The 4398-nt window shown below is 73.7% G+C and carries 4 protein-coding genes and 1 pseudogene; 4 read left to right on the forward strand and 1 reads right to left on the reverse strand.

All coding sequences use genetic code 11. The features are described from left to right. Window positions 1–106: 106 nt before the first annotated feature. A complete protein-coding gene (locus tag AB0N17_RS45305) occupies window positions 107–1003 on the reverse strand; it encodes a hypothetical protein (protein WP_366017538.1) in 897 nt (298 codons plus the stop codon). A 286-nt stretch (window positions 1004–1289) separates the two neighbouring features. Here AB0N17_RS45305 and AB0N17_RS45310 point away from each other — a divergent pair, with 286 nt between their 5' ends. The 4 genes and pseudogenes from AB0N17_RS45310 to AB0N17_RS45325 all read left to right on the forward strand — a co-directional run. Further along, window positions 1290–1889 (forward strand): hypothetical protein, encoded by a 600-nt coding sequence (locus AB0N17_RS45310; protein WP_366017539.1) that lies wholly within the window; start codon window positions 1290–1292, stop codon window positions 1887–1889. A gap of 37 nt (window positions 1890–1926) precedes the next feature. Continuing rightward, complete coding sequence (locus AB0N17_RS45315; protein ID WP_366017540.1) at window positions 1927–2895, forward strand: hypothetical protein; 969 nt, start codon at window positions 1927–1929, stop codon at window positions 2893–2895. 46 nt (window positions 2896–2941) lie between these two features. Further along, the gene (locus AB0N17_RS45320; RefSeq protein ID WP_366017541.1) at window positions 2942–3718 is read left to right on the forward strand and encodes a TIGR03936 family radical SAM-associated protein; all 777 of its coding nucleotides are present in this window, start codon (window positions 2942–2944) and stop codon (window positions 3716–3718) included. Between the two features lie 263 nt (window positions 3719–3981). Further along, window positions 3982–4398: pseudogene (locus tag AB0N17_RS45325) on the forward strand (ribonuclease E/G); the annotation flags it as partial.

A 4398-nucleotide genomic window follows, 5' to 3' on the forward strand; every position in this document is an offset into this window, starting at 1 on the left:
CGGAGGCCTGCTTGCGCTCGGCGACCTGCCGCTCGGCCGCCGCCTGCAGCGTCGGGTTCAGCGTGGCGCCGCGCCGCCCGGACCGCTCCTGTGCCGGGCGTGCGTCTCAGTGCTCGCCAGGATCCTCGGTGTGACGGCGGGAGACCTGCCGGCGCACGGTCCGCCAGCGCGACCGGGTCTGGTCGACGACGCTGTCCCACTGCCGGCGCACTTCGTCGTCGGGGACGCGCCCGCCCCGCTCGATCCGGGTGAGTTCGTCCCGCACCTCGCGCCCCACCGCGGCGGATCCGACGAGCAGCAGCATGCCCCCGAAGAGGGCCGAGATCAGCGCGAAGACGGCGCCGATCACTCCGTACCGCTCGGCGGAGGTGTTGAACACCCGCGGGAGGTAGAGGCGGGTGCCCACCGAATAGACGCCCGTCGCCACCGCGGCGGTGATCCCGAAGGGGATGAGGTCCCGCCAGGCGATCCTGCGGGCGGACAGCAGGCAGCCGCTCCAGATCAGGAAGACGACGCTCACCGGCACCTCGCAGACGGCGGCCACGAGTCCCGTCCGGCCCGAACCCAGCAGGGCGTACAGCCATCCGGTGACCAGCGCGTAGCCGGCGCCCGACAGCAGCCACCACAGGCCGTTGCGGGTGTTGCGGACGCTGAGGGGCCTCAGCTCCCAGGTCTGTTCGAACAGCCGCTGCGCGGTCCGCGAGAAACTCAGCGCCGAGATCACCAGGAACAGGACGCCGAACACCCCGACGCTCGTGTTGCTGCTGCCCTTGGCCGGTGAGAAGAGGGCGTTCACCGCGTCGGCGCCCGCGCCGGTCAGGTCGTACCGCTTGATGATCCGCTGCGCGGCGTCGTAGGCCGTGACACTGCCCAGCAGGGTGCCGCCCAGGATGGCCGCCGGTACCAGCGCCGTCAGACCGCTGGAGGCCAGGGACATCGAGCGGTCGAAGCCGGCGACCTTCTGGAAGCGGTTCAGGACCCGCAGCGCGAAGGCGGGCCGCAACCAGAACGTCAGGAGTCTGACCAGACGCCGGTCTTTGTTCTCCGCCGTCGTGCTCTCCTCGGAGGGGAAGATCGGGACAGGTCCGGGACCGGGGCGTGCCGACGTTCCCGGTGCCCCGACCTTAACCGTCCGGCACCCTCCGCGCAGCGGACGACACGGGGGCTCCGCGCCGGGGACGACACGGGGGCGAGCCGGCCGTCCGGCACGGCGGCATGCGGCCGGTGACGGCCGGCGGCACGATGGATACGGCGGGGGACGGCCGCGAGACCCCACGGGAGGACGTCCCATGGCTCAGCAGACGGCGACGAGGACAGCGGCCGGGAAGCGCGTCAGCACGGGCGGTGTGTTCCTGTCGTTCGCCCCCTGGATCATCTTCGGGGTGGTCGCGAGCCCCAGCACCTGGAAGTACGCCGCCCTCGCCGCGCTGGTCGCCGCGATCGCCCTGTCGGGGCAGGACCTCCTGCACGGAAAGCTCCGGATCCTCGACATCACCGGCATCGTGTTCTTCGCCGTCCTCTGCGTCCTCGGGCTGACCCTCGGCCGTGGGCAGCTCCTCTGGGTGGAGACGTACGCCCAGGTCATCTCCAACGGGCTGGTGGCCGTCGTCGCGCTCGGATCGCTGCTGCGCGACCCGTTCACCGCGCAGTACGCCCGGGAGTCGACGCCCCGCGAGTTCTGGGACTCGCCGGTGTTCCGGCACATCAACCGGGTGCTGACGGCCGTGTGGGGACTGGCCTTCGCCCTGATGACGGTCTCGACCTGGCTGGCCGTGCGCTTCCCGTCCCAGGACGACTGGTTCAACTGGGTCGTCCCCATCGCCCTGCTGGTGTGGGCCGTGAGGTTCACCGAGAGCTACCCGGAGTCGTACAAGGCGCGCGTCACCTGACGGGATCCGAACGGGCGGTTCCGGCGTCCCTCCCGGTATGGACCTGCAGAAGCCCCCGCCCGAGCCCCGGCCACCGGAGGGATGCCTCGTCACGGCCGTCCGCATCCCGGTGCGGATCGTCGCCCTCGTGCTGGTCGTGCCGGTGCGCATGGCGTGGGACGCGCTCGTCGTCGTGGGCCGGGTGCTGCGGGACGCCGTGCTCCGGCCGCTGGGACGGGCCCTGGCGTGGCTGGGGAACGCCCTGTTCGTGCTGCCCCTCGTGGGGCTGTGGCGGTACGTCCTGGTCCCCGTCGGCCGGGCGCTCGCCCTGCTGGCGCACGTCCTCGTCGTCGTGCCCGCCCGGTGGCTGCACCGGTACGTGCTGACGCCCGTCGGACATGCCCTGACGTGGCTGGCGCGGTACCTCGTCGCCGTGCCCGCGCGGTGGCTGTACACCTGGGTCCTCGCCCCGGTGGGCCGGGCCGTCGCCCGGTGCGTGCGGGGGCTGGGCCGGCTGGCGGGCGCGGTCGCCGCCGGGATCGGGCTGGTGCTGTACCGGACCGCCCACGTGCTGCTCGTCCTGCCCGCCCTCGCCCTGTGGCGCTGGGTGCTCGCACCCGCCGGCCGGGTGCTCGCCGTCGTCGCCCGGGAGGTGGGGGACGCCCTCGGGCACGCCTGGCGGATCGCCGGGCACCTCTCGCGGGCCGTCGGGCGGGTGCTCGGGACCCTCTTCCGGTGGATCTTCGTGGAGCCGCTGAGCTGGGTGTACCGGACCGTCCTCACACCGGTCGGGCACGTCGTGCGCGACGCCGTCCTCCACCCCGTCGGCCAGGCCGTGCGCGCCGTGGGCCGGGGCGCGCGCGAGGCGCTCACCGCCGCCCGCGACACCGTGCGACAGGTGCGCGCCGACGTCCGCAGGATGCTGTTCGGCGACCCGCGCCACCCGATCCCGGTGGACCGGCGGGAACCTTCACGGCCCGGCACACGTACTCTTGGAAACAGTACGACCGCTCTCACGAAGGACTAGGACACTGGGCAAGCGACAGCCCGAAGGCCCGCCGCCCGCACCCGCGGTGCAGCGCATCCGACTGCGCTACACCAAGCGCGGCCGCCTGAGGTTCACCAGCCACCGAGACTTCCAGCGCGCCTTCGAGCGTGCGTTGCGCCGTGCCGAGGTGCCCATGGCGTACTCGGCCGGGTTCACGCCGCACCCGAAGGTGTCGTACGCCAATGCCGCACCCACCGGCACGGGCAGTGAGGCGGAGTACCTGGAGATCGCGCTCACCGCACCGCGTGACCCGGAGACCCTGCGCGTCCTCCTCGACGAGTCGCTGCCCGCCGGGCTCGACGTGATCGAGGCGGTCGAGGCGCGGACCTCGGGCCTCGCCGACCGGCTGACGGCCTCCGTCTGGGAGCTGCGGCTGGAGGGCGTGGACCCGGTTGAGGCCCGGCGCGCCGCCGAGGTCTTCGACAAGGCCGGGACCGTCGAGGTCCAGCGGATGACCAAGAACGGCGTCCGCACCTTCGACGCCCGCCCGGCCGTGGTGAGCCTGGAGACGCACGGTTCACCGGCTGATAGGCCGACCGACCAGCCCTGTGCGATACTGCGGCTGGTTGTTCGGCACGTGACGCCTGCCGTACGACCCGACGACGTCCTGTCCGGTCTCCGCGCCGTGGCCGACCTGGCGCCGCCGGTCCCCGCAGCGGTGACCAGGCTGGCGCAGGGGCTGTTCGATGAAGAGACCGGCACGGTGACCGACCCGCTCGCGCCCGACCGCGAGGCAACCGGGGCCCTGACGGCCACACCGGCTGCCGCCGCGACGGCGCCGACGCCGGAAGGTTCCGCGTAGGGACGGACGTCGTAGCGCCGCCCTCGTACTCGGGAGCCACCTGGGTCGGGCAGCGCACCGACCAGAAGACTTTCGCCAAGGCCGTACCGACAAGGCGTACGGAACCGGCGAGACAGGACACAGAGTGCTCCCGTGCGGCGCCCGCGCCCCGGACGGCGGCCACCGCGCATCGCGCGGGCCGCGGACGTCACCGGCGGTCGGTCTTTTCGGACCGATGCCGGACCAGGCGCGGCGCCCGGGGGCCTGACGGGAGAAACGCCCGCATGCTCGAGCCGACCGAACCCAACGAGGGTTCCGAACTCAACACTCCGAGCGACACCCTGCCGCCGCGCAGGCGTCGCCGTGCCGCCTCCCGCCCGGCGGGCCCGCCCGTCGAGGCCGAGGCACCCACCGAGGTGACCGTGCCGGCCATACCGGCCGCCGATGCCGACGAGGTCACCGAGGTTCTCGAAGCCGAAGGCGCGGAAGAGGCCGCCGAGGCGACCGGGGCCGGTGTGACGGCGCAGGCCGAAGAGGCCGCGCCCGCCCGTCCGCGTCGCCGGGCCACCCGCCGCGCCTCCGCGCCCGCCGGTGCGCCCACGACGGCCGAGGCCGTCGAGACCGTCGTACCGGCCGCGTCCCCCGCCGAGGAGCCCGCCGCCGTCGCCGAGGGCGGCGGGGTCGTCGTCGGCGAGGAGGCC

The sequence above is a fragment of the Streptomyces sp. NPDC051133 genome (assembly GCF_040682635.1).
Classification (GTDB): domain Bacteria; phylum Actinomycetota; class Actinomycetes; order Streptomycetales; family Streptomycetaceae; genus Streptomyces.